Source organism: Nitrospira tepida (assembly GCF_947241125.1).
Classification (GTDB): domain Bacteria; phylum Nitrospirota; class Nitrospiria; order Nitrospirales; family Nitrospiraceae; genus Nitrospira_G; species Nitrospira_G tepida.
Genome location: NZ_OX365700.1, coordinates 4,522,573 through 4,545,292, shown reverse-complemented (window position 1 = coordinate 4,545,292; position 22,720 = coordinate 4,522,573). Strand labels below are relative to the sequence as shown.

Annotated in this window: 23 protein-coding genes; 19 read left to right on the top strand and 4 right to left on the bottom strand. The window is 62.6% G+C overall.

The window, feature by feature from the left end:
* Positions 1 to 95 precede the first annotated feature (95 nt).
* From cobU to QWI75_RS21535, 8 genes are all read left to right on the top strand, one after another.
* Positions 96 to 632 carry a bifunctional adenosylcobinamide kinase/adenosylcobinamide-phosphate guanylyltransferase gene (gene cobU, locus QWI75_RS21570; RefSeq protein WP_289271438.1) on the top strand — a complete coding sequence of 179 codons (537 nt, stop codon included), beginning with the start codon at positions 96 to 98 and terminating at the stop codon, positions 630 to 632.
* Between the two features lie 7 nt (positions 633 to 639).
* On the top strand, positions 640 to 1,704 hold the full coding sequence (gene cobT / locus QWI75_RS21565; protein ID WP_370693599.1) for a nicotinate-nucleotide--dimethylbenzimidazole phosphoribosyltransferase: 1,065 nt from the start codon (positions 640 to 642) through the stop codon (positions 1,702 to 1,704).
* A complete protein-coding gene (locus tag QWI75_RS21560) occupies positions 1,698 to 2,552 on the top strand; it encodes an adenosylcobinamide-GDP ribazoletransferase (RefSeq protein WP_289271436.1) in 855 nt (284 codons plus the stop codon). The genes cobT and QWI75_RS21560 overlap by 7 nt, the downstream gene beginning before the upstream one ends.
* A complete protein-coding gene (gene cbiB / locus QWI75_RS21555; RefSeq protein ID WP_289271435.1) occupies positions 2,549 to 3,499 on the top strand; it encodes an adenosylcobinamide-phosphate synthase CbiB in 951 nt (316 codons plus the stop codon). The genes QWI75_RS21560 and cbiB overlap by 4 nt, the downstream gene beginning before the upstream one ends.
* Complete coding sequence (cobD, locus tag QWI75_RS21550) at positions 3,496 to 4,581, top strand: threonine-phosphate decarboxylase CobD (protein WP_289271434.1); 1,086 nt, start codon at positions 3,496 to 3,498, stop codon at positions 4,579 to 4,581. The genes cbiB and cobD overlap by 4 nt, the downstream gene beginning before the upstream one ends.
* On the top strand, positions 4,574 to 5,314 hold the full coding sequence (locus QWI75_RS21545) for an adenosylcobinamide amidohydrolase (protein ID WP_289271433.1): 741 nt from the start codon (positions 4,574 to 4,576) through the stop codon (positions 5,312 to 5,314). Before cobD ends, QWI75_RS21545 begins: the two co-directional genes overlap by 8 nt.
* 103 nt (positions 5,315 to 5,417) lie before the next feature.
* A complete protein-coding gene (locus QWI75_RS21540; protein ID WP_289271432.1) occupies positions 5,418 to 5,741 on the top strand; it encodes a PilZ domain-containing protein in 324 nt (107 codons plus the stop codon).
* 227 nt (positions 5,742 to 5,968) lie between these two features.
* Positions 5,969 to 7,387, top strand: a complete 1,419-nt coding sequence (locus tag QWI75_RS21535; RefSeq protein ID WP_289271431.1) for a glycoside hydrolase family 140 protein — start codon at positions 5,969 to 5,971, stop codon at positions 7,385 to 7,387.
* A 32-nt stretch (positions 7,388 to 7,419) separates the two neighbouring features.
* Here QWI75_RS21535 and QWI75_RS21530 read toward each other — a convergent pair whose 3' ends face one another.
* Positions 7,420 to 8,076, bottom strand: coding sequence for an outer membrane beta-barrel protein (locus QWI75_RS21530; RefSeq protein WP_289271430.1), 657 nt, complete (start codon positions 8,074 to 8,076; stop codon positions 7,420 to 7,422).
* A 448-nt stretch (positions 8,077 to 8,524) separates the two neighbouring features.
* Between QWI75_RS21530 and QWI75_RS21525 the strand changes: the two genes are divergently transcribed.
* The 7 genes from QWI75_RS21525 (at position 8,525) to traT (QWI75_RS21495) (ending at position 14,266) form a co-directional block, all read left to right on the top strand.
* Positions 8,525 to 9,142, top strand: a complete 618-nt coding sequence (locus tag QWI75_RS21525; protein ID WP_289271429.1) for a hypothetical protein — start codon at positions 8,525 to 8,527, stop codon at positions 9,140 to 9,142.
* Positions 9,143 to 9,155: 13 nt separating this feature from the next.
* Entirely contained in the window at positions 9,156 to 9,818 is a 663-nt protein-coding gene (locus QWI75_RS21520) for an MlaC/ttg2D family ABC transporter substrate-binding protein (protein ID WP_289271428.1), read from the top strand.
* Positions 9,819 to 9,869: 51 nt separating this feature from the next.
* Positions 9,870 to 10,571, top strand: a complete 702-nt coding sequence (locus QWI75_RS21515) for a phosphoribosyltransferase (RefSeq protein ID WP_289271427.1) — start codon at positions 9,870 to 9,872, stop codon at positions 10,569 to 10,571.
* A gap of 59 nt (positions 10,572 to 10,630) precedes the next feature.
* A complete protein-coding gene (locus QWI75_RS21510) occupies positions 10,631 to 11,521 on the top strand; it encodes a universal stress protein (protein ID WP_289271426.1) in 891 nt (296 codons plus the stop codon).
* Positions 11,522 to 11,744: 223 nt separating this feature from the next.
* Complete coding sequence (locus QWI75_RS21505) at positions 11,745 to 12,740, top strand: CapA family protein (protein ID WP_289271425.1); 996 nt, start codon at positions 11,745 to 11,747, stop codon at positions 12,738 to 12,740.
* 96 nt (positions 12,741 to 12,836) lie between these two features.
* Complete coding sequence (gene traT, locus QWI75_RS21500; RefSeq protein ID WP_289271424.1) at positions 12,837 to 13,538, top strand: complement resistance protein TraT; 702 nt, start codon at positions 12,837 to 12,839, stop codon at positions 13,536 to 13,538.
* Complete coding sequence (gene traT / locus QWI75_RS21495) at positions 13,538 to 14,266, top strand: complement resistance protein TraT (protein ID WP_289271423.1); 729 nt, start codon at positions 13,538 to 13,540, stop codon at positions 14,264 to 14,266. The genes traT (QWI75_RS21500) and traT (QWI75_RS21495) overlap by 1 nt, the downstream gene beginning before the upstream one ends.
* 788 nt (positions 14,267 to 15,054) lie before the next feature.
* On the opposite strand, the gene QWI75_RS21490 is transcribed toward traT (QWI75_RS21495), so the two are convergent.
* From QWI75_RS21490 to QWI75_RS21480, 3 genes are all read right to left on the bottom strand, one after another.
* On the bottom strand, positions 15,055 to 16,299 hold the full coding sequence (locus QWI75_RS21490; RefSeq protein WP_289271422.1) for an ABC transporter permease: 1,245 nt from the start codon (positions 16,297 to 16,299) through the stop codon (positions 15,055 to 15,057).
* Positions 16,300 to 16,332: 33 nt separating this feature from the next.
* A complete protein-coding gene (locus QWI75_RS21485; protein WP_289271421.1) occupies positions 16,333 to 17,661 on the bottom strand; it encodes an efflux RND transporter periplasmic adaptor subunit in 1,329 nt (442 codons plus the stop codon).
* A 217-nt stretch (positions 17,662 to 17,878) separates the two neighbouring features.
* On the bottom strand, positions 17,879 to 18,532 hold the full coding sequence (locus QWI75_RS21480; RefSeq protein ID WP_289271420.1) for a dienelactone hydrolase family protein: 654 nt from the start codon (positions 18,530 to 18,532) through the stop codon (positions 17,879 to 17,881).
* 241 nt (positions 18,533 to 18,773) lie between these two features.
* Between QWI75_RS21480 and QWI75_RS21475 the strand changes: the two genes are divergently transcribed.
* The 4 genes from QWI75_RS21475 to QWI75_RS21460 are packed head-to-tail and all read left to right on the top strand — an operon-like array spanning position 18,774 to position 22,719.
* Positions 18,774 to 19,964 (top strand): SGNH/GDSL hydrolase family protein, encoded by a 1,191-nt coding sequence (locus QWI75_RS21475; protein ID WP_289271419.1) that lies wholly within the window; start codon positions 18,774 to 18,776, stop codon positions 19,962 to 19,964.
* A gap of 40 nt (positions 19,965 to 20,004) precedes the next feature.
* The gene (locus tag QWI75_RS21470; protein ID WP_289271418.1) at positions 20,005 to 20,760 is read left to right on the top strand and encodes a class I SAM-dependent methyltransferase; all 756 of its coding nucleotides are present in this window, start codon (positions 20,005 to 20,007) and stop codon (positions 20,758 to 20,760) included.
* Between the two features lie 10 nt (positions 20,761 to 20,770).
* Positions 20,771 to 21,613 (top strand): class I SAM-dependent methyltransferase, encoded by an 843-nt coding sequence (locus QWI75_RS21465; RefSeq protein ID WP_289271417.1) that lies wholly within the window; start codon positions 20,771 to 20,773, stop codon positions 21,611 to 21,613.
* Positions 21,610 to 22,719 (top strand): hypothetical protein, encoded by a 1,110-nt coding sequence (locus QWI75_RS21460; protein WP_289271416.1) that lies wholly within the window; start codon positions 21,610 to 21,612, stop codon positions 22,717 to 22,719. Before QWI75_RS21465 ends, QWI75_RS21460 begins: the two co-directional genes overlap by 4 nt.
* The last annotated feature ends 1 nt before the right edge of the window (position 22,720 follow it).

Here is a 22,720-nt window from a genome sequence, read left to right as displayed (position 1 = left end):
CGTGCACTATGAATCGTGGGGAAACCACGTCGAGCTGCAGAGGAAGAGTCGGAATGCCCGTTCCAACGCGTTCCACGAAAATCGTGAAGAGGGGTATGAAGAAGACAAGCAGAAGGCGAGCCAAACTGGTTCTCGTGTTGGGAGGAGCCTCATCGGGGAAAAGTCAGGCGGCGCTCGAATTGGCGGGAAACGCGGCGCCCAAGGCCTTCGTGGCCACGGGACAGGCGCTGGATCGGGAAATGGCCGAGCGGATCAGACGCCATCAACGTATGAGGTCGCCAGATTGGGAGACGATGGAGGTCCCCGTCGATCTTGCCGGGTGGTTTCGAAAACAGGGACAGGAGTACCGCGCGATCGTCGTGGATTGCCTGACCCTGTGGCTGAGCAACCTGGGCGCGACGGGGGTGCGCGATGACGCGGTGAACGATCATGTCACCGATCTGCTGCGGGCCATTCGTAGGACCCAAGCCCTGGTCCTGCTCGTCAGCAATGAACTCGGCCTCGGGTTGGTGCCGCTGGGTCGATCAGCCCGGCGGTTTCGTGATGTGGCCGGGAGGGTCAATCAACGAATAGCCGCCGAAGCGGATGAGGTCCACTTCATCGTGAGCGGCCAGACGTTGAGACTGAAGTAGAGGAGGAGTGATGACCATCGATGATCTGTTGTCGCTCATTCAGCCGCCCGATCATGGCCTGTTGGAGCAGGCGCAGCGCCGTCTTGACCGTCTGACCAAACCACCCGGCAGTCTTGGGCGTTTGGAGGAATTGGCCGCCTGCTATGTCATGCTCACCGGGAAACTCATGCCGAACATCCCAAGAGCGGCCGTCTATACGTTTGCGGCCGATCATGGGATCGTGCAGGAGGGGGTGAGCGCCTATCCCATCGAGGTGACGGCGCAGATGGTGCTGAATTTCCTGCGCGGCGGCGCTGGGGTGAACGTCTTGGCGCGACATGCCGATGCGGAGGTCCGGGTCGTCGATATCGGGGTGGCAGTGGAGTTTCCCGCCCTTCCCCATTTGATCCGACGAAAGATCGCGCCCGGCACGAAAAATTTTCTGCACGAGCCGGCCATGACCCGCGAACAGGCCATCCGGGCCTTGGAAGCCGGCGCCACGTTGGCGCAGGAGGCGGCCAGGGAAGGCATCGGCCTGCTCGGGACCGGCGACATGGGGATCGGCAATACGACCGCGAGCGCCGCGATCGCCGCCCTGATGACCAGCGAGCCGGTGGAGGCTGTGACGGGACGAGGGACCGGGATCGATGATCGCAGGCTGTCAGACAAGATCCGCGTGATCGAGGCCGCGCTGGCGTTCCATCGGCCCAACCCGGACGACGCGCTCGACGTGCTGGCCAAAGTGGGTGGCTTCGAGATTGCGGGCATCGCGGGCCTCATAGTCGGCGGCGCGGCGGCCCGCATCCCGGTGGTCTTGGATGGCTTCATCTCCGGAGCGGCCGCGCTGATCGCGGTGGGCGTGGCTCCTGCTTGCCGTGACTATCTCATCGCGTCCCACCGATCGGTCGAATGTGGACATGGGGCTGTGTTGAAACGGCTGGGCCTCGCGCCTCTGCTGGACCTCTACCTTCGGCTCGGTGAAGGGACAGGCGCCTGTCTCGGCATCGGGTTGGTGCAGGCGGCGCTCAAGATTTACTCGCAGATGGCCACCTTCGACGAAGCGGGCGTGTCCGAACGAGGGACTCAGTGCTGAGTGCTGAGGTGAAATTCAAATGGAATGCTTTTCAGGAGGCCAAGAAATCGGTGCTCAGTCCTGAGTCCTCAGTCCCCGGTCCTGGGCTTCGGTTTCTTCATCCTATGATCGTCGCCTGGGAATTCCTGACCGCGATTCCGGTGAGCCGGGGGCACCAACCAATCATCTCGGGCCAATTGGCCAGGTCAATGATGTGGTTCCCTACCGTCGGCCTGATCTTGGGAGGCATCCTCGCCGGCGCCATGGTCCTCTGTGAAATGGCCATCCCCCGATCCGTGAGCGATGGGCTGGTGATACTCCTGCTTATTCTATTGACGCGCTGCCTCCATTTGGACGGGTTGGCCGACACGGTGGACGGATGGGCTGGTGGACGGACGCCGGAGCAGCGGTTGGCGATCATGCGCGATTCCAGCGTCGGCGCCATGGGTGCCGTGGCTCTGATCATGTCGCTCGGGCTCCGCTACCTCGGCCTCTCGGCCTTGCCTGATGCAGGCCGGTGGCTCGCCGTAGCCAGCATGCCGCTGGTGGGCCGATGGGCCATGACGGTCGGTGGATTGCGGATGCCCTATGCCCGAGCCGATGGGGGCTTGGGGCAACCCTTTCTCGCTGCTCTGAGAACCGAGCATGTCGTCGTTGCCACGATCTCAGCCGCCGCCTGGCTGATCTGGGGCTATGGATTGACAGGCGGGCTGATCATCCTGGCACTGGCCGGGCTCCTCGCGAGAGGAATCGCGTGGCTGTCCTGGCGGCTCTGTCGGGGGATGACCGGCGATGTGTTCGGCCTCATCAATGAGGTGACGGAGGTGGCGTTTCTCATCCTTGTGCCAGCTTTCTTGGATCGCCGATGACCATGACCGTCCTCCTCGGGGCCTGCGCCTTGGATCTCGCGATCGGCGATCCTCGATGGCTGCCGCATCCGGTCCGGTGGATCGGCTGCCTCATCGACAGGCTCGAACGACCCCTGCTGTCTACGGTTGGGCACCGGATTGTCGCAACCTCCGCCGGAGTCGCGGTCACGCTGGTGGTTCCAGGTCTTGTGTTTGGCTTCGTCTGGGGCTTGGTGCAGGGGGCCCATCAGCTCCATCCGCAGCTTGGGCTGATGGTGGAGATGGTCTTTTCGTTCTTGGCGCTCGCGGCCCGCGATCTCCAGGACCATGCCAAGGCTGTGTGGCATGCGCTTGTCGGCGGGTCGTTGGACGAAGCCAGACGGGCGGTCGGCCGGATCGTTGGGCGGGATACGGCTTCGCTTTCCGAAAGCGAGATCGTGAGGGCCACGGTCGAAACGGTGGCGGAAAGTACCAGCGACGGCATTGTCGCGCCGTTGTTCTTTTTGGCCGTCGGGGGAGCACCGCTGGCCTGGACCTACAAGGCCGTCAACACGCTCGATTCGATGATCGGCCATCCCGAACCTCCCTTTCGCCACATCGGCTGGGCCTCGGCCCGGTTGGATGATGTGATGAACTGGCTGCCGGCGCGAGTGACCGGTCTGTTGATCGCTGTCGCGGCGGGCCTGCGCTATCGGAGCCTCGCTCGATTGCATCAAGCCTGGGTCGTGCTGAGTCGAGACGGAGGACACCATCCAAGTCCCAACAGCGGCAGGCCGGAAGCGGCCATGGCCGGCGCCTTGCTGGTTCAACTGGGCGGTGCGAACGTCTATGACGGGATCGTCAAGGCGAGGCCGATGATCGGCACGGCCGTCCGGCCTCTGACACCGGAATTGATTCCCGAAGCCCTGTCGCTGATGTGGATTGCCTCAGCCCTTGCGGCGGGCCTGGCCTGTTTGGTGCTGTGGTGAAGGAGGACATCCACGGGGGGAACCTCTATCGCGCGGCCCGCGAACGAGGCTGCCGTCCGTCCGATCTGGTGGATTTCAGCGCCAGCATCAACCCGCTGGGGCCGTCTCTCTCGGTCCTGCGGGCGTTGCGAAAAAGCCAGTGGATGCTGCGCCATTATCCGGACCCGGAAGCCCACGACCTAGTCCAGGCTCTGAGCAGACGATCCGGTCTCACTCCGGCCCATTATCTGATCGGCAACGGATCGATGGAACTGTTGTACCTGCTGCCCATCGCCCTCTCGATCACCAAGGCTCTGATCATCGGGCCCACGTTTTCGGAATATGAACGGGCCGTGCACCGAGCGGGAGGCCATTGTACGCATGTCTCGGCATCGCGCGCCGATGACTATCGACCTCCGATTGAAGAAGCACTGGATCTGATGCGGACGGGGAAGGGGCGATTCGACACGGTCTTTCTCTGCAATCCCAACAACCCAACGGGCCGAGTGATTGGGAAGGGTGATCTGCTCAAGCTCGTTGCGGCGCTGGGTGATGGGCACATCTGGACGATCGTCGATGAATCCTTCATTGAGTTTGCGCCGGAGCATTCGATGCTTCAGGAGGTCTCAAAGCATCCGCGGCTCCTGGTCCTCCGAAGCTTCACCAAGTTTTACGCCATCCCCGGGCTTCGGATCGGCTACCTGGCCGGGCAACCGGACGTCGTCGAACAGGTGCGGCGGCGACAGCCTCCCTGGTCGGTCAATGTCTTGGCTCAAGCCGCAGCCCTGGCCGGTCTGAAGGATACGGCCTATCGAAAAAAGACTCTGGCATTGATCTCGGACGAACGAACGAGGCTCGGCCGGGCCTTGCGCGAAATACCAGACCTCCAGGTCTTTCCCTCCGAGGCCAACTTTCTTCTGATCGAGCTGCCGGCTTCCCTCCGCGCCTCTGATGTGGCCGAGCGGCTCCGCGATCGCGGCCTGCTGGTTCGGGACTGTTCGACGATCGCCGGGCTCACCGAACGCATGGTTCGGGTCGCAATCAGGACGCCGAGGGAGAACGACCTGCTGCTGCGCGCGATCGAGGCCGCTCTGCATGGGTAGAGGAGCAGACAGGCCATCCGAGAGGGTGCCGGCCAAGTGGATGGTGAAAGACCGTACCTTGCTCATCGATCTGGGCCGGGCTCGGCGCGTCTTGTCTTCTGCGCCGCGGGGCGGAGGCCTGGTCCAGGCCCGCTCCATCATCAACCATCAGGTCCCGGACAACCCGATTCAAGGCGCGTCGCCCTCTCCTCAAATCGCCGATGTCTCTGTCTTGCGGCGATGGGGTGATCCGTCCCGATACCTTGGGCGCGTGGCAGCGGCGCTCCAGGCTCCTCCACCGACCGTTGGGCTCATGACGGCGGTGCTGTTGGACCGATTGGTGGTTTGTCGCGAGGAGGAAAACAATCTCTGGGTCGAAGGGTTCGTGACGGTGGGCGTGACGAATGCCGTCAGGGCCGGCGAGCCGACCGATCTGGCCGGGCGGCGCTGGGTGACGCAGGGCGCCGGGACCATCAATATCATCCTGATCACCAATGCCGCCCTCACGATGTCGGCGATGGTCACGGCGGTGCAGGTAGCGACGGAAAGCAAGACCGCGGTTCTGTTGGAGGCGGGAGTTCCCAGTTGGACCGGCCGGCCGGGGGCTACGGGGACCGGGACGGACGCGGTCGTCATCGCCGGAGGCGACGGACCGTCGATTCGCTACAGCGGAACCCATACGACGATCGGTGAATTGATCGGGCGGCTCGTCGGCCGTGCGGTGGCCAAGGGATTGCGCAATGATCGGACATGATCGCCCGGTCCGTTTTCGTTGGCCGATCGGCCGGATTCGCTGTAGAGTCGCTCCAAGCGCAACGGTCATCGGCCGGCCGTTTCCATCGAGAAAGGCGGAGTCGATGCAGGAACTCCGAGCCCATCCGCGCCACATGGTCGATCTTCCCGTCCTGTTTGTCACGCCCGACAGCCAGGGCGTCGGACTCAAGCAGGGGAGCCTCTATAACCTCTCCATCGGCGGCTGTGCGGTGGAAAGCCCGACGCCCGTCACGGTGGGCGAAGGGTTGGCCCTGTTCATCCACCTTCCTGACGATCGGAGCGCCATCAAGATCGATCGGGCGCTGGTGCGTTGGGCTTCGCGCGGCGAGTTCGGCGTCCAGTTTCAGTCGCTCCGCCCGGAAGAACAGGAACGGCTCCATCTGTTTCTCTACGCGAAACCGGCGTAGCCGGCGATCTTTCGTTCGCAGAGCCGCCTCTCCCCGGCAATCAGCTCACTGCGTGCAGGGTTCTCTTTCACTGCCGACTGTTTGACCGCTTCACGCTTGCGGCGCCATTCGCCTGCCCAAGCCCCCGACATTGGACCGGGGATGTCCCTGGAGTTGTGCAGGGTCCGGCCCGTTTGTATCATGGGATCGTCTGCCTGGTTCATCATCCCGGGATCGGCGAACTCATCATGACGCGAAGGATCGGCCTGCTCGCCTATGGAGTCTTGTCGGCGCTGCTCTGTCTGGGCGCCGCGCCGCTGTCCCCGCTGCGGGTCAGCGACAACGGGCATTTCCTGGTCACGCAGGACGGGACCCCTTTTTTCTGGTTGGGCGACACCGCCTGGTCCCTGACGAAACTCAGCAACGACGACATTCGCCTCTACCTGACGGATCGCGCGGCCAAAGGATTCACAGGGATTCAGGTGACCGGCGGGTTTAACGAGGACTGGATGGGATTTCGGGAGTCTCCGTTCCTCGACGGCGACACCGATCGCCCTCGCGAATCCTACTGGCGGCACGTCGATTTCATCGTGGACGAAGCGGCGCGGCAGGGACTCTACGTCGATCTCGTGGTGATGTGGGGCCAGGCCTACAAGCAGGCATTTGACGGGGATGCGGAGAAGGCAAGGCGGTTGGGACTGTGGCTCGGTACCCGCTATCGGGATCGATCCAACGTCATCTGGGTCGTCAGCGGCGAGTATGACTCAATCAACGACTATGTTCCGACCCTCTCCGACGAACAACGTGCCCTGTTTGTGGCCATGGCCGAAGGGTTGCGATTGGGGCATGGCGGGCGGCAGCTCATGTCGATTCATCCCGGCGCCCCGGCCAGCTCCGCACCAGAATTTCATCAAGAGCCCTGGCTCGATTTCAACATGCTCCAGTCCGGCCATATGGATGATGCGCAAGCCTGGCAATGCCATTGGTCGGGAGGACGCTGCGGGGAGGCCTATGAGCTGGTCGCGATGGAGTACGACCGCCGGCCTGTCAAGCCTGTGATCGATGCCGAGCCGATCTATGACACCAAACCAGACGGGTTTTATATGGGGGCGCCCGGCCCTGGTCCGCGTGTGGGCGAGGACGTGATGCGAAGGAAAGCCTATTGGGCGGTCTTTGCCGGCGCGTTCGGCCATGTCTATGGTCACAACGATATCGAGATTTTCTATGTGCCGGGCGAGCCCACCAGCAACGGGCAACGCGGACATTGGCAAAAGGCTCTGGATGCGCCGGCCGCCGGACAGCTTCGGCATCTACGAACGCTGGTGGAGTCACGCCCCATGCTCACGCGTATTCCGGATCAATCCCTCATCGCGTCCGATCCTGGACGTGGCATCCACCACGCTCAAGCGACCCGCGCGTCGGACGGCACCTATGCCTGGATCTATCTTCCCACCGGCGGCTCGGTGGTCGCGAACCTGGAACGGTTAGCGGCTCCAGGGACGGCATCCTGGTTCGATCCGCGAACCGGGCAAACGATACCCGTGGGCGGGTTTGTGAACAGGGGAACCCGCGAATTCGACGCGCCGGGAGAGGTCCGGAGCGGAAATGACTGGGTGCTTGTGTTGGACGTGCAGATTGCTCGATCGGCAGACGGGAAGGGGGAATGACGGGAGCGGGCAAGGCCCGCTCCCGCGCTCGCTCAAAAGAAGAAGAGGCGCACGCCGACGAGAAACCCAAACGAGGAGGCGTTCCAATCATCCGACCGCACGTTGCCGATCGTGACATGGCCGTCGTTGCGCTTGTAGGCCATTTCCACGTTCAGGGCCAGTTGTTCCGTGAGCGCGTAGTCCGCGCCCCAGCCAAGCCGCCAGGCGAAATTGTTGCTGGGGCTGATCGTGGTGTTGCCGATGTTGCCGCGGTCCTCTCCAAACCCGTTCACGTTGACGCCGAAGCTCATGTTGGCATAAGGACTGATCGGCCCGACCCGAAAGGGCCGGAGTTCCAGCGTGGGCAGCACCGACACGGTATCCAAATGGCCGAGATTCAGGCTCGGCCGTTCCTGGTCCACCGAGTGCCGCTCCCACTCGATCATCATGCCGAGGAACAGCCATTTATTGACGGCATACATCGCTTGGAAGTTCAGCAGGTGGCCCACGTCCGTATCCGTGTTCCGTCTCAACTCTTGCGTCAAGGGGGTGAAACCGGCCCGTACGCCCAAATACCAGGTGCCTGGCTTCACGCCTTCATAGGTCTGTTTCCATTTTTCTTCCGCCTGGACGGCGGAGGGAACGAGCAGGGCCGGCAGAGACCAACCCAGCAGGACCAGCAGAATCAGCGCAACACGAGACAGCCGCATTCGAAACCTCCTTCATCGATGTCTATCTTCCATGCTGAGGCAGAATCCGCACGGCGGCGCCGAAATCATCACCGCTCGATTCGTCGGCGCCAAGACTTCGCCGCCACAGCCCTCTACGGACCACCTTCCTATAGCCGGAGCGGTGAAAAAACTCCAGGGTTTTTTCCTCCCATGGCCGCGCCGATCGAAGGGTGACCCATAGAGTTGAGGACTCCAACGGTCGAACCGGATCCATGAATGGGACTATTCGCTACAGCGGAGGGCGCTCGCGATGTAGCAGTTTGCTTCGCTGGAGCGGGGTCTCGGCTCGCCGGCCATCCAAAATCAACAGGTTGCGCGTGATCCTGAGGGAATAGCGCCGTCGGCGTAGTGGCCTCCCTCTTGCTCACCGGTATCACTGTCTATTGATGAGGGGACCGTATATTTTTCACGCCGGTCAAGCAATGGCATGCTGCGCACAGTCACAACCTCGGTCGGCAAGGCGAAGGTGAAAAATCCGGTGAGCCTGATTGGATGGGTCATGGGGGTTGTGATCCTTTGGTCGTGGTTCGGCAGTCAATCGTGGGCTGCGATGTATCTGGTCCCCAACGCCTCCGTGGAGGTCGAGACGCAGACGATACCCTATGACCCGAAGGCGACGCTCCACCCCATGGTGGCTGAAGCGCTGGGCGACTTTGAGCGGATGGAGCAGGCGGTGGAGGCACAACGTCTGGATGAACTCATGGGTTTTTATTCGGCAGACTATAACTATCATGGGTTGAAGCTGCCGGATGTCCGCCGCGTATGGGGAGAGGTGTTTACGCACTACGATGCGCTGTCCTCGACCCATCTCTTCTCCCAGGTGAAACTCTTCCGGACCGGCGCCAGATGGAACGCCGAATTCACCTGCACCGGCGGGCTCTACGGAACCGAGCGTGAGAGCGGCAAGCGAATCACGATCGACAGCTGGTTTCGCGAAGTGCATTATCTCGTCAAAGACGCCGGCGTCTGGCGCTTCGTCGGCAATGCCGGCGATGCGCCCAAGAACGCCCCGTTTACCTCGGCTCCCCATCATCCGTTGTTCTGACCGGATGCCGCTGATGAAAGGAGTTGCGCAATCCTGGTGTGGTCGCCTCGGCGCCGCCGCCCTGTTCGCAGTCGGCGTCGCCCAGGCGGCGGTGCCTCCGACGGAGGCCGTACGGGGCACGGTCACCGAGGTGCTGCGCATATTGGGGGATGAGACCCTGAAGCGCCCCGAACGGTTGGCACAGCGCCGGCGCATGCTGAAAGAAGCGGTCGGGGCTCGGTTCAGCTACGAGGAAATGTCCAAGCGCACGTTGGCAGGACAATGGAAACAACTCAGCGAGTCCGAGCGAACGGAGTTCGTCGATCTCTTTCGATCCTTCTTGACGGATACCTATGCGGACAGGATCGAAGGCTATGCCGGCGAAGACATCCGTTATGTCGGCGAGCGGCTGGACGGGCCCTATGCGGAGGTCAGAACCAAGGTCGTATCGAACAAGGCGGATTTTCCAATGGACTATCGACTCCTCAATCGATCGGGCGAGTGGTTGGTGTACGATATCGTGATCGACGGCGTCAGTCTCGTGCGCAACTACCGCGGGCAGTTTGAGAAGATCATCCGCGACTCGTCATATCAGGGACTCCTGGAGCGGCTGAGACAAAGAGTCAAGGAGTTCACATGGGCCGTGGAGACCGGCGGAATCACGGCGGCGACCGTGTCCGAACGAGTTGTATTCTGATCGGCCGATCGATTGGATCGGCGGGATCGAAGAGATCGGAAAGGGCAACCTATGCCGTGGGGACAAGATTATCTGTTCAAGGATCGGCGCGATGCGGGCCGGCAACTGGCCCAGGCGCTTGTGCGATATCGAGATGCCCCGCAGACAATCGTGCTGGGGCTGCCGCGGGGCGGGGTCGTCGTGGCCTATGAGATCAGCCTGGCGCTCCATCTTCCGCTTGATGTCCTGGTGACCCGGAAGCTCGGAACGCCGGGCAATCCCGAACTGGCGATGGGAGCCTTGGCCGAAACCGGCTATCGATACCTGAACCGCGACGTGCTGGACTCTTACGACGTGCCGGCCCGCGAGTTGGAGGAAGAGATCGGCCGCCAGCAGCGGGAGATTGCGCGGCGGATCGAGCGGTATCGGCAGGGACGCGCGCTGCCGGCGTTGGCGGGCGACACGGTCATTCTCGTGGATGACGGGATCGCCACGGGCGCGACGTTCTATGCCTCCTTGGCGGCCTTGCGTGAGATGAAAGTCGGGCGGCTTGTGGCGGCGGTGCCGGTAGGGCCGGACCGGGCTCGGGAAGATTTGCGCGAACTGGTCGACGAGGTCGTCATCCTGCACACACCCTCGTCGTTTTATGGCATCGGACAATTCTATGCGGACTTTCATCAGATCGACGACGAGGAAGTGCTGGCGTGCCTGGAAGGCATGCGCGCCGCATTGAAACGGACGCCGCCTCCACAGGAGCCCGGTCGCAGTGGCTGACCGAGGCCGGCGCGACGAGTCGCTGAACGCTCACCAACTCGGACAGGGAGACTGGCACGATGCAAATATTGCTGGCCGTGGATCAATCCTCTTACGCAAATACCGTGCTCGCCTGGATGAGAGACTTTCCCCATCCACCCGGAACGCGCATCACGATCGCGCATGTGATCGAACCGTTCGACGTGCTCGACACGTTGCCGGGAGAGCCGCGGTCCGGCGTCGAGCGAAGGCGGGCGGATGAAGCCCAAGCCGTCCTGGAGCGGGCCACCCTGGTCCTGCGCACACGCTATCGCGACATCAAATGCGCTCTCCGTCAGGGGCCGGCCATCTACGAACTGCTCAAGCTGATTCGGGAGACCCAGCCGGACCTCATCGTGACCGGCACGCGAGGACTCCAGGCCGCGAGGGGGTTGGTCCTCGGCAGCGTGTCGCAACGGCTGCTGAGTTACGCACCCTGTTCCGTGTTGCTCATTCCGGCTCAGACCAAGCTCAAGGTTCCGCTGACGGTGCTCCTGGCGAGCGATGGCTCGCGAGGGGCCAAGACCGCCGCCGGGATCGTGGCGAACCTGCCCAAGATCGGGCGCATCGGCCTGGTGTCCGTCGTTCCGCCGGTAGACCAGCAAGAGGTCAGGCTCTATCAGCGAGAGACGAAGCAACCCCCCGGCCTGATCAAGCGCCAGATTCAATTGGCGCGCTATGATCTGGCGAAACGGGCCATGGATGCGACGAGGACCGTTTTGGACGGGGTGAAGGCTGAGGTGAAGACGAAAGTCCTGGTCGGGCGTCCGGGAGACGCGCTGCCCCGCGAAGCCAAGCGGCAGAACAGCGGGTTGCTCGTCCTCGGTTCCCGTGGCTTGACCGGCCGGATGGCCGAGGTGTTGGGCAGCGTGTCCTTGACCGTCGCGCAGCGGGCGACCTGTCCCGTGTTGGTGGTCAAGCGCCCGCTGTAGCAGGATGCGAAAAAGTCCGCTGGCCGGGGGCCTGTGGCTCTTGAATGCAATGGGTGATCGCCTCTTGGTCTGGTCGTCATGCGTCGAACGTCATCCGTCAATCGTTCGGGGACGAAGAGGCCGTATCGGACTTCGAGCGCCTTCACGGTTGACGATCGGCGCATCACGATCAGCCTTCCCATCCTTTCGATACCGCTGATGTTGTCGAGCCGATGAGAACCAGATGCAGCCCATGACGCTGGCGCTGACCGGGGATGTCATGTTGGGGCGGTTGGTGGACGAATCGGTCATCCGCAACCACGCCCTGCCTCCTGAAACCGTCTGGGGCGACGTGTGTCCGCTGCTGTTGGGAGCCGATCTGCTCCTCATCAACCTCGAGTGCGTCATCAGCGACCGAGGCCGCGAATGGAGACCGGACAGCAAGGCCTTTCACTTTCGCGCCGATCCCAGGGCCATCGAGGTCCTGCGCGCCGCAGAGATCGACGGGGTGACCCTGGCCAATAATCACGTGCTCGATTACGGACCGGAGGCCCTGCGAGATTGTCTGGAGAGGCTCGATGCCGCGGGAATCCAACATACGGGCGCCGGAACCACGCTGGCTCAGGCGCTCGAGCCGATGTATCTGGCGACGTCCTCCGGCACCGTGACTGTGATCGGTCTGACGGACAACGAGCCGGAATGGGAGGCGACGGATCGGACGGCCGGCGTGCACTTCATTCGGTACGGAACCGGTGGGCTGATCGAGCCCTATCGGGAGCGGCTGTCACGGCTGATTCGATCGGCAAGGCAGCGCGCGCAGCTTGTCATCCTGAGCGCCCATGTGGGGCCGAACTGGGGATCGCCCAGCCGGGCTATGCAGGCGCTGGCCCACGATCTCATCGACCTGGGAGCCGATCTCTACTGGGGCCATTCCAACCATACGCCCCAGGGGATTGAACTCTACCGGCATCGCGCCATCCTCTATGCCGCCGGCGACTTTGTAGACGACTATGCCGTGGACCCCGCCGAGCGGAACGATCTCTCGTTTCTGTTCGTGGCGGAGTTGGAGCAGGGGCGGGTGGCGCAGATCCGGCTCGTCCCGGTCGCGATCGACGAGTTCCGGGTGCGGCTTGCGAAGGGAACAGAACGGACGTTTCTCGAGCGGACGATGGAGCGGAAGTGCGCGGCCTTCGGCACCCCCGTGCGCTGGCGGCAAGGACAAGGCACGATCCTGGTGTAAGAACAGGGAGACGGGGTTCTTCCGGCCTGTTGTCAGCGTGGTAACTCATGACCTAGAATGCAGGGCCGACTTCTTCGCCGCCTACATCGAGGCGTCATGCGATACCGTGCGTGGTGGCTTTTGCTGGCTAGCTTTCTGCCTGCCTGTGCCGGCAACATCAAAGATACCGATCTGATTTCCAGCAGCACCTTCTTCCTCCAACCGAGCATCCAGCACACCGTCTTCGTCCAGGCGCGCAATTCGTCGGACAATCAGGCGGCGACGCTCACCGACCTTGGCGCTCGATTGGCGGCGAAGGGTTATCAAGTCGTCCAAGATCCGGATGCGGCCAACTATCTCGTGCTCGCCAACATCGTCTACTGCAACGTCACGAAACCGGAGTTGTCGGTGGAGGCGATGGTCGCCAGCGGCTACGGAACCGGCTTTGGATCCTCGATGATGGGCGGCCTCAACAGCCTAGCCGGCTTGGCGAGCATGGCGGGGCCGCAGGGCGCCATGGCGGGCGCGGCGGCCTCCATGGGACTCGGGGCGATCGAGGGCATCGGCAGCGCGGTGGGCAGCCTGTTCGGAGGGCCGTCCGGTCGAGCGGGCACCGACGAAGTCATCTATGCCTGCGTGACCGATCTGCAGATTGCCGATCGCTCCGCGGTCTCCGGCCATGTGGCCGCTTCCGGTGAGCCGTCAGGGGTCTATCAAACGCGACTTGCGGCCAGCGTGCATCAGAAGAAAATGAAAGAAGAGGAGGCCACATCGCTGCTCCAACAGAAACTCAGCGCGGCGGTGGCGGGAAACTTCTGATGGCCGACTCGTCTGATCGTCTTGCGTTTCACGTGTTTCGTTTCATAAGCCCATTCTTTCTCATCATCTTGTCCGTTCTGACCGTCGGCTGCTCGAACGTCATCCGCTCGGGACTCGTGAACAGCAACACGATCTTCCTTGAGCCGAGCACGAGCCGCACTGTCTATCTCCAGCCGCGCAACGTCTCTGAAAACCAGCAGGTCAATCTGGGGGTCGTCGGCCAGAAGCTTGCCGCCAAAGGCTATCAGCTTGCCGCCGATCCCGAGCAGGCCAACTACTGGATCCAAGCCAAGGTGGCCTATTGCCACAAGTCCGGCCAAGGGGTGAAGCCGGAAACCGTGGCACAAAGCGGATTCGGTTCCGGAATCAGCACCGGCGGGAGCGCCGTGACCTCCGTGACGAAGGGAGAAGACCTGTCCGCCATGATGGGCGGCATGGATATGAACGCGATCATGCGCATGGCCATGAGCGGCCGAGGCGGGTTTGGGATGGAGCCGCCTCCGGAAGAAGGGGTAACCTATCTCTGCGCGGCCGATGTCCCGATCACCGACCGCAGGCTGGGCAAGCCGCTCGGCCGACCGGCCGGAATGCCGGCAACGGGCGGTGCCGCTCCCAAGGTCCAGCAGATGAGGATGGTCGGCCACGTGTTGCAGAAGGATCTGGATGTTCCTGAAGCGACCCCGATCGTTCAGGAGAAGATCAGCACCGGCATCGCCGGCCTGTTCTGAGACGAATGATAGGGAGACAAGGCAGAAAGACGGAAGGATGAATGCGTTGACCTCACAAAAAAACGGCCCGCTCTTACTGGATACCGGGCCTGCCCACTAGCCGGGATTGGTTCGGACGACCCTCCAGCAACCCAACCGTCCCAGATCGTCCCGCGCCACCCTCATCGGACTCGCATCAGACGGTCGTGCCTACTGGCACCGAACTCATGGCGCGTACCCTCGAATCTCAACCCCGCAACACCCACAGGAGCGACATCCTCTCCCCTCGCACTGCGTAAGAGCGGGTCACCAACCCAGGATGCCGACCTTTGACTTCTTAGGCGTTCCTCGCCCCCTTTCTCTCTGGAGACTGATTAGCCACTTTTTCACGAGAATCAATCGGTGAGTCCGACAATAAATGGGATTCCGTTAGAAGGGACTTCAGGGCTTGAATCGCCGGCAGAAGGACTTACCTATGAGTAGGCGGAGGGGTGGTGAGAGGTACAGCGAGATGAAGAGGGGTCAGGTGTAGAGGTGGTGTGCAGGCCCGGCAAGGTCGGGAAGCCTAAAGCCTCTCCAAGATCCCACAAGTGAAAGCCGAGCTCTCCGAACCAACCTCCGCCGGTTTTTTTGTGTGCTCCAGCCAACCGCGATGTGATCCAGTCCTAACAGATCATCCGTCGATCTCGTCTACGCTAGACCGCCAATCGTCATTCGTCATCCGTTGGGAAAAGCGCGGCTCCTTCTCATTCCGTTTCCTTACGTTCTGACGCTTGTCGGTTGACGCATGACGCTTGACGGGGCCTTCGTCATTCATAGTGCAGCGCTTCGATCGGATTGAGGCGAGAGGCTCGGTTCGCCGGGTAGAGACCGAAAAAGATGCCGACCGCCACCGAAAACAGCACGGCGACAACGATCGCGTCCAGGGAGATGGTGACCGGCCAGCCGGCGAGCCCGGACAAGACCCGTGCTCCGCCGATGCCGACCAAGACGCCGAGCAATCCGCCGACCGAACTAAGCACCACCGCCTCCATGAGAAACTGGAGCAGGATATCCTGCCGCTTGGCCCCGAGGGCCATCCGAATCCCGATCTCGCGTGTCCGTTCGGTCACTGAAACCAGCAGGATGTTCATGATCCCGATCCCACCGACCAACAACGCGATCGAGGCGATCCCCAGCAACAGCAGCATCATCGTTCGGCTTGTCCCGGCCGACATCTTGGCCACGTCTTCCATCGTACGGACCGTAAAGTCGTCTTCTTCCGTTTGGTGCAGTCGATGGCGCGCTCTCAACAACTCGCGGACATCCTGGACCATCTCCGACATGCGAGCCTCCGGACCGGCCTTCACGAAGATGGCCCCCACCGTGCCCAACAGTTTTGTTCCCAGGACCTTCCGCTCGGCCGTTGAAAAGGGCAGGAAGACAATGTCGTCCTGATCCTGGCCAGTGAAGGACTGGCCCTTCGGCTTCAAGACCCCCAGCACGCGCAGCGGCACGTTCTTGATGCGGATCTGCGCCCCGACGATCTCTTCTCCCCGCTCAAACAGGTTCTGGGCCACTGTCCGCCCCAACACCGCGACCTTGGCAGCCACGTCCTCGTCCGATTGGGAAAAGAACGTGCCCGCTTCCACCGGCCAGTCCCGAATGTCCGGCAGCGAGGCGGTCACGCCGGTCACGACCGTATTCCAGTTCTTGTTTTCGCGGACGACTTGAAGCACACCTCTCGTCGCATAGGTCATGAGCGATACGCCGCGCACGCGCTTCTGGATCTCCCTGGCATCGTCCACGGTGAGCGTGGACACCCCCCCCAAGCCGGATCGGACGCCCCCCACCGTCGTGGCGCCTGGCACGATAATCACCGCGTTCAGGCCCAGACTTGAGATTTCGGATTGGATGAGGGCACTGGCGCCCTCGCCGACGCTGACCATGGTCACGACGGCGCCGATGCCGATGACGATCCCGAGCATCGTGAGCCCGGTGCGAAGCGGATTACGCGCCAGCACGCGAATCGCCAACTGACCGGTCATCCGCAATGAAAGGAGTGAACGTGGCATACAGGGCGGGGCCTTTCCCCGGGCGCCTCGCTCTTATCGCATCCTCGGTCCGACGCCGAATCCAGGCGGCAAGGTCTTGCGATCTGTTTCCTCGTCAGACCCCATGCCCACGATCACGCGGTCTCCCACGCGGAGGTCCCCGCCTGCCACTTCCGTGATGTTGCCATCGGTGATACCGGGTATCAGAGAACGGGTTTGCGGGCGATCCTGAGTGTCGAGCGACCAGACGATCGGGCGTTTCGACTCGACCGACGCATCCGGCATCTTGAAGCGGAGCGCGGCATTCGGCACCCGTAGCACATTGTCTTTATAGGCCCGAACGATCGACACGTTTGCCGTCATGCCCGGTTTCAACTTGAGCGCATGGTTGTCGACTTCGATGATGACGTCATAGGTGATCACGTTCTGGACATTGATCGGCGCGTTCCTCACTTGCACCACGGCCCCGGTGAAGGTCTCGGCCGGATAGGCATCCACCATGAACTCCGCCTCGTGGCCTTCGGCAAGGCCTCCGATATCGGCTTCGCTGACGCTCGCGTTGACCTGCATCTTGGTCAAGTCCTGGGCGATCACAAACAGAGTGGGGGTCTGCAAGGTGGCCGCGACGGTCTGTCCGACATCGACGTTGCGGGAGATGACGGTCCCGTCCACGGGTGAATAGATCGTGGTGAGAGACAAATCCAGGTCCGCGACCGCATAAGCCGCTTGCGCCTGTTCCACCTGGGCCTGGGCCACTTGCACCTGCGCAAGCGCGTCGCGGAAATTGGTCCTCGCCAGATCCAGATCGGCCTGCGGAATGAACTGCTGTCGCCTCAGATTGGTGGCGCGATCCAACTCGAGCTTGCGCTGGGCCAATGCGGCACGGGCTTTGGCGAGGGCGCCGAACGCGGTCTTGACCGCGGCGGAGGCCTGGGCGGCGCGCGCCGCAAATAGCGCCGGTTCGATCTGGGCGATCTTCTGGCCCTGCTTCACCTCCGAGTTGTAATCCGCATAGAGCGTCTTGATCCTGCCGCTGACTTGGCTGCCGACCAGCACCGAGGTCACCGGATTGACCGACCCGGTCGCGGTGACGGTTGCGACAATCGGACCTCGATCGACGAGGGCGGTCTTGTAGGTTCGCGCAGACCCTCCCCGTGATCCCCATTGCCAATAGACGACCGCCCCTATGGCAAGGATCAGGAGGAGCGGCAACAGCCATCTCCGGCGGGTCCGCGCGCCCTGGGGGATCATCTCAACTGGAGCAGCCTCCACCGGAATGAGCCTGGACGTGAAGGGGATGGGGGTGGTCTTGCCACTGCCTGAAAGAGGCTGGACTCGATCCAGTGTGCTTTGCCGGTCCTGTTCTGTGGCAGCGTCGTCCATTGTTTATCAGCCATATCGAACTTGATCACTTCTTGAGTGGAGCAAGAGGAGTGCCGCCCAGGGAGAGTCGGGAAGACCGCAATCGGTGCCAGGTGCCGATATTTTCGAATGAGAGGGATTTCTCACTGGGGAGATTCTCCCCAGGATTGAAGTTCACATTGCGGCGCGAAGGGGCAATGTGGGGAAAGTCGAAAAGTGAGGAATGAGGAATGAGGAATTAGGAAGAAGGAGACAGGTATCGTTGAAACCAGTCGAGCGCGAGCGTGGCCACCTGCTCCAATGTCCCTGGTTCTTCGAAGAGGTGGGAGGCGCCTGGGACGATGATGAGTTGTTTGGGACAGGTGAGCAGGGAAAGGGCCTCGCGATTCAGCTCGATGACCGGCCGATCGTCTCCTCCGACAATAAGCAATGTCGGCGCCGTCACCTCCGGCAGGTAGGTCGCGGCCAGATCCGGTCGCCCGCCGCGCGATACCACCGCCGCCACCTGGTCCGGCGCCTGGGCTGCGGCCTGTAAGGCCGCTCCCGCTCCGGTGCTGGCCCCGAAATAGCCGACGCGGAGTCGTTCAGTTGTGGATTGCCCGCCAAGCCACTCGGTTGCCCCGCGCACTCTCCCGGCGAGCAGGGGAATATCGAAGACGTTTCGACGATCCTCGGCTTCCCACTCCTCCAACAGATCCATCAATAACGTCGCCATCTGTCCCTGCTGAAGGTGCCGGGCCACGAATTGGTTGCGAGGGCTCAACCGTCCGCTCCCGCTCCCATGTGCAAAGAGAACGATTCCTCTTGGGTGGTCAGGGACACAGAGAATACCCTGGAGCCGGTGCGTACCGACCACGATTTCCACAGGCTGTTCATCGGGACGCAATTTCATGCGTTCAACCTGTTGGGGAACAGACTGCATGTTTGGTGCCGGAAACTCAAGATTGCAAGCGGAGGTCGGGGTGACACGAGTGCGAGGAGCCTTAGGCCGGGTCGCGCCTGCGCACCTGCGATGCCGGCACTCACTCTATGGGTCTATTCCTGGTGCTTTGAAGCGGCATCGTGCGTCGAGAGAGATGTTGAGCCGGACTGACCGCGCTCCTATGATGTGGGAACGCCATCGGAGGCCGAGCGTGGTGAAACAATGGGCGAGCCACATCGCATTGGTCTTGAGCGGCTGTTGCGTGGCATTCGTCCTCGCGGAAATCGGTCTTCGTGTGCTCGGCGTGTCCTACCCCTATTTCTACCTCCCTGATGATCTGACCGGATATGCTCACAAGCCTGGGGCACGGGGGTTCTGGCACAAGGAGGGCGAGGCCTATGTCACGATCAACCGCGCAGGCCTGCGCGACCGTGAACACAGCCTGGAGAAACCGCCGGGGACCTTTCGGATCGCGGTCCTGGGCGACTCCTACACGGAGGCGCTCCAGCTTCCCATGGACCAGACCTATTGGGCCAGACTCGAACAGGAGTTGCGAGGCTGCCCCGCGCTCGCCGGACGGTCGGTCGAAGCCGTGAATTTCGGCGTGTCCGGGTACAGTACGGCCCAAGAGCTGCTCGTGCTGCGTCATAAGGTCCGCCCGTATCATCCGGATCTCGTCCTGCTGGCGCTGTTCACGGGCAACGACATTCGCGGGAATTCGCGAGAATTGGACGGAGACTCGGTCCGGCCCTACTACGCCTTCAAGGACGGGCGATTGGTCCTGGATGATGCGTTTCGCCGGTCGGTCGCGTTTCGACTCCAGCAGCTCCCGTTCAGTTCCGAAGCCTTTGAGTTCTCCCGCGTGCTCCAACTCATCCGCGAAGCCAAGTACAGATTGAAGGGCGCCCTGAACGAAGCCGTCCATCAACGGCGGATGAAAGCCGAAGCCGGCCCGGAGATCGATCTTGATGCCACGGTCTATCTTGAACCGACCGATCCGCTCTGGACGGAGGCCTGGACGATCACCGAAGCCTTGGTGGTGCTGGCGAAGCGGGCGGCGGAAGCCGGAGGGAGCCGATTCCTTCTGGTGAGCCTTTCGAATCCCGACCAGGTTCACCCCGACCTTCAACATCGAGAGGCGGTCGCCCGACGACTCGGGGTGCCGGATCTCTACTACCCGGATCGACGCATTCAGGCCTTGGCGAGGCGGGAGGGCATCGCATCGTTGAGTCTGGCCGAGCCTCTGGCCGCCTACGCCGCGCAACAGGGTGTCTTTCTGCACGGGTTTCCGAACGCCAAGCTGGGCGATGGGCACTGGAACGCCACGGCCCATCGGCTGGCGGGCGATCTGATCTCCGAACGAATCTGCGCGATGCTGCAATCCCATAATGTAGGTGTTTGAACGCGACCGCGATTGATCGACGCGCGGAGGTGAGGCCCCCATGTCGGACTACGAATATATTTTCAACACCCGCGGCGGTTCCTACAATGAAGCGTGCCGCGCCCTTCCATCCGTGCGGGAAACAGAGCGGTCGCTGTTGATCAACCTCTTGGATGCGGCCCCCGGTCATCAGTGTTGCGATGCGCCGGCCGGGGGCGGATATCTGGCCGAGGGTCTGGAGCAGCGGCGCGGACACCATCGGGGAATCATTTGTCTTGAGCCGGCCGAAGGGTTTCTTCACGGGGTCGCCCCGCGGTTTGATCGCGTGCTCGGTTCGCTCACCGTCATGCCGCTCGCATCGGAAACGATGGATCGGATCGGGAGCCTTGCCGGCTTGCACCATATCGAATCCAAGCTCGATGTGTTCCGGGAAGCGTTTCGCGTGCTGATTCCCGGCGGAAAACTTGCCGTGGCGGATGTCCAGGAAGGCACGCCCGTCGGATGGTTCCTGAATGATGCGGTGGATCGGTTCAGCCTGACCGGCCACAAGGGGCTGTTCTTTCGTCCCGGCGAGCTCACGGCCCTCATGGCTCACGCGGGATTTCGGGAGGTCTCGGAGCGGCATGAGCGCTTCACCTGGGATTTTCCCGATCTTCCCTCCCTGGTCTGGTACTGCCGGCATCTCTTCGGGATGGTCAAAGCGGAGCTGCCTCAGGTTGAGCAGGAGCTGCGAGCGCGGTTCACGATCGATTGCGCCGATTCTCTCGTTCGGCTTCCATGGTCGTTGGCGTATGCGGTGGGGACCAAACCTTTTTGACGGGAACCTCATGAAAGGAGCCGAGCAGAGGAACCGACCGGCGGCCGGCTCGACCTCCGCTGAACAGCGGTATTGGGATGACGTGGCCCGCGCGTGGACCAAGGGCGGGCCGGATCGGCTCTGGCGCGCCCACAGCGACGCCGTCAATCTCGGGCTCTGCGCGCGATGGTTGACGAGGGCGCCGATCCGACGATTGCTGAAAACGGATCTCTTCGACGAAGCGGTGGGCGAAGGATTGTGGACGTTTTTGATGAGCCGTGCGGAGGTCGTGGTCGGGATGGATGTCTCGATCACGGCGCTCCGCGGGGCCGCCTCCGCGCGGCCCCACGCGGCGATGGCCTGCGCGGATGTGCGCCGGCTCCCGTTTGCGGACGACTCGTTCGATGCGGTCGTGTCCAATTCTACGCTCGATCACTTTCACTCGCTGACCGAGATGGCGGCCAGCCTCAGGGAGCTTTCGCGGACCGTCCGACCAGGCGGGCAGTTGGTCATCACCATCGATAATTTGGCGAATCCGATCATCGCCTTGAGGAACAGTCTGCCGTTCCGCTGGCTCAATCGGCTCGGCGTGGTGCCGTACTATGTAGGCGCCACCTGCGGGCCTGGGCCGTTCGGGCGGATGATCGAGGAGGCGGGGTTGGAGATTCTTGAGTCCACGGCGATTCTGCATTGTCCCCGCGTCATGGGGGTGCGAGTGGCCCGATGGCTCCAGGCCCACGCGACGACGACCCTGCAGGCGCGATTCGGCCGATGGTTGATGACGTGGGAATGCCTGGCCCGCTTCCCGACACGCTACCTCACGGGGAATTTTGTCGCCATGCGTTGCCGGAAGCCCAGCCGGGAAGCGGCATGAGTACCGTCATGCGCGACATGGCCGAATGGGCCGGCGCTCGCCTGCCTGATCGGCTGCGCGAGGGAATCACGCGCGTCGGTCTGGCCCTGCTGGGATGGTCGGGACTCAGGAAGACGCCGGTCGCCCGGTTGCGAGGCCCGACGCGAGGAAGCGGACGGCCCGGCGTCCTCCTGGTCGCAGGGCACGAGCCATGGGTCGGGTATGTCGCGCAACGATTTTTCCAAGGCGAGCCGGCGCGCGAAGCTGTCGGGGAGTTCACCCTCTCGGCCCTGCCTCACGTTCTCGACCGGCTTTGCGGAGAGGCCGACCTGACGGTGGCGCGCGTGGATCGGCGGTCGGCCGGGAGATGGACCGGTCTCGGTTACCTGCCGGTGCCCGAGTGGGTCGGAACCAGACTGCGCGTTCCCGAGGATCTCGAACAATTGGTGCGAAGCGGCGGCAGCATCAAGCGGGACATGGTCCTTGTCCGGCGCCATCAGTACCGCCCGGTCGTCACGCAGGGGGCCCAGGACTGCGATGCCTTTTACGGATCCATGTACCTGCCGTTTGCTCGGAAGCGTCATGGAGAATCGGCGTTTTTGCGGAGCAGGCAGGATCTCCGGCGCCGGGTCGCCCGGGGAGGCATTCTCTGGGTGCAGCGGGACGGACGACGCGTCGCCGCGGTTCTCTTCGAGCGAAAGGCCGAAACGCTCGACCTGTTGGCGCTTGGGACGGCCGATGGGGACCTGAGTCTGGAGCGGGAAGGGGCCGTCGCGGCCCTCTATTACTTCATCGTGAAGTGGGCGCGCGAGATGGGCTGCCGCACGGTGGATTTCAGGGGCAGCCGTCCGTCTCTGACCGACGGACTCTTGCGATACAAGAGCAAATGGGGGGTCACCCTCTACGACAAGCCCGACAGCTATCACGACCTTCTGCTGCGGTGGCGCCAGGGGAATTCCGTGGTCACGGAGTTCCTGTCTCATACGCCGTTGATTTTTCGCGACGGGGGAGGGTTTTCCGCCCTCCTGGGAAACGAGCATCAGCGGGAAGACGAGTTGTGGGTGGACGGGCTCCGGCGATGCTATCGCCTTGCCGAGTGCGCAGCCACCGCTCTGCCGGGAGCCTGAC

Excerpts from the sequence above, each read along its gene's own strand:
- QWI75_RS21540 (WP_289271432.1), top strand. The coding sequence starts at position 5,418 with ATGCAGGAACTCCGAGCCCATCCGCGCCACATGGTCGATCTTCCCGTC.
- QWI75_RS21535 (WP_289271431.1), top strand. The coding sequence starts at position 5,969 with ATGACGCGAAGGATCGGCCTGCTCGCCTATGGAGTCTTGTCGGCGCTG.
- cobU (WP_289271438.1), top strand. The coding sequence starts at position 96 with ATGAAGAAGACAAGCAGAAGGCGAGCCAAACTGGTTCTCGTGTTGGGA.
- QWI75_RS21505 (WP_289271425.1), top strand. The coding sequence starts at position 11,745 with ATGCAGCCCATGACGCTGGCGCTGACCGGGGATGTCATGTTGGGGCGG.
- cbiB (WP_289271435.1), top strand. The coding sequence starts at position 2,549 with ATGACCATGACCGTCCTCCTCGGGGCCTGCGCCTTGGATCTCGCGATC.
- QWI75_RS21470 (WP_289271418.1), top strand. The coding sequence starts at position 20,005 with ATGTCGGACTACGAATATATTTTCAACACCCGCGGCGGTTCCTACAAT.
- QWI75_RS21515 (WP_289271427.1), top strand. The coding sequence starts at position 9,870 with ATGCCGTGGGGACAAGATTATCTGTTCAAGGATCGGCGCGATGCGGGC.
- traT (WP_289271423.1), top strand. The coding sequence starts at position 13,538 with ATGGCCGACTCGTCTGATCGTCTTGCGTTTCACGTGTTTCGTTTCATA.
- QWI75_RS21520 (WP_289271428.1), top strand. The coding sequence starts at position 9,156 with ATGAAAGGAGTTGCGCAATCCTGGTGTGGTCGCCTCGGCGCCGCCGCC.
- QWI75_RS21530 (WP_289271430.1), bottom strand. The coding sequence starts at position 8,076 with ATGCGGCTGTCTCGTGTTGCGCTGATTCTGCTGGTCCTGCTGGGTTGG.
- QWI75_RS21480 (WP_289271420.1), bottom strand. The coding sequence starts at position 18,532 with ATGAAATTGCGTCCCGATGAACAGCCTGTGGAAATCGTGGTCGGTACG.
- QWI75_RS21545 (WP_289271433.1), top strand. The coding sequence starts at position 4,574 with ATGGGTAGAGGAGCAGACAGGCCATCCGAGAGGGTGCCGGCCAAGTGG.
- QWI75_RS21510 (WP_289271426.1), top strand. The coding sequence starts at position 10,631 with ATGCAAATATTGCTGGCCGTGGATCAATCCTCTTACGCAAATACCGTG.
- QWI75_RS21485 (WP_289271421.1), bottom strand. The coding sequence starts at position 17,661 with ATGGACGACGCTGCCACAGAACAGGACCGGCAAAGCACACTGGATCGA.
- QWI75_RS21490 (WP_289271422.1), bottom strand. The coding sequence starts at position 16,299 with ATGCCACGTTCACTCCTTTCATTGCGGATGACCGGTCAGTTGGCGATT.
- QWI75_RS21525 (WP_289271429.1), top strand. The coding sequence starts at position 8,525 with ATGCTGCGCACAGTCACAACCTCGGTCGGCAAGGCGAAGGTGAAAAAT.
- QWI75_RS21465 (WP_289271417.1), top strand. The coding sequence starts at position 20,771 with ATGAAAGGAGCCGAGCAGAGGAACCGACCGGCGGCCGGCTCGACCTCC.
- traT (WP_289271424.1), top strand. The coding sequence starts at position 12,837 with ATGCGATACCGTGCGTGGTGGCTTTTGCTGGCTAGCTTTCTGCCTGCC.
- QWI75_RS21460 (WP_289271416.1), top strand. The coding sequence starts at position 21,610 with ATGAGTACCGTCATGCGCGACATGGCCGAATGGGCCGGCGCTCGCCTG.